This is a genomic window from Mycobacterium parascrofulaceum ATCC BAA-614, from assembly GCF_000164135.1.
In the GTDB taxonomy this organism is placed as follows: Bacteria; Actinomycetota; Actinomycetes; order Mycobacteriales; family Mycobacteriaceae; genus Mycobacterium; species Mycobacterium parascrofulaceum.
Genome location: NZ_GG770642.1, coordinates 1 through 826 on the forward strand (window position 1 = coordinate 1; position 826 = coordinate 826).

The 826-nt window shown below is 68.2% G+C and carries 1 protein-coding gene; it reads right to left on the reverse strand.

Annotated elements, in window-relative coordinates:
• The coding region (locus tag HMPREF0591_RS30020) for a L,D-transpeptidase (RefSeq protein ID WP_040624579.1) at nt 1–826 on the reverse strand (826 nt) is incomplete at both ends.

The following is an 826-nucleotide window of genomic DNA, read 5'->3' on the forward strand; positions in this document are numbered from 1 at the left end:
CATCCAGTCGGCGGAGCCGTCGTTCTTCTTGTAGTTGCCGCCGCTGGAGTTCTTCACGACGATCGGATCACCCGGGCCGAAGTTGTCGAAGAACCACTTGGCGTTGGTGGGGCTGATGTTGATGCAGCCGTGGCTGACGTCGCGCTTGCCCTGGTCGTCCACCGACCACGGCGCGCTGTGCACGTAGTCGCCGACGTTGTCGAAGCGGACCGCGTCCTCCACCGTCACCTTGTAGCCGTAGGTCGAGTTGACCGGCACGCCGTAGGTCGACGAGTCCATCACCACCGAGGCCTTCTTGTCCTGCACGTAATAGGTGCCGTTGGGGGTCTGGTGGTTGCCCGACGTCATGCCCATCGACATCGGGAAGGTCTTCTCCACGGTCCCGTTGCGGGTGATGGTCAGCTGATGGGTGGCGTCGTCGGCCGTGGCGATCAGCGTGTCGCCCGTGAAGAAGTTGGTCACGGTCCCCCCGGCATCGACGGTCACGGCCGTGTGGGCCGGCCAGAAGCTCAAGGGACGCCAGCGCAGTTGGGTCGGGGTCATCCAGTAGAACTTGCCCGGCACCGGCGGCACGGACGACACGTGCACGGCGTCGATCGCCGCGCCGGCGTCGTCCACCGGTCCGGGGAAGTTGATGATGATCGGCTGGGCCACCCCCACCGTCGAGCCGGTCTTCGGAACGAACGAGGGCGGCCCGAACGGCGGCGTTCCGGTGAACGGCGTGGGGTTCTGCCCGGCTGCCGAGGCCGCCGCCGGTTGCGCCGGCTGGGGCATCCACGGTGGTGGCGGCGGGGCCGCCAGGGGTTGGGGCGGCGGCGGCGCGAAC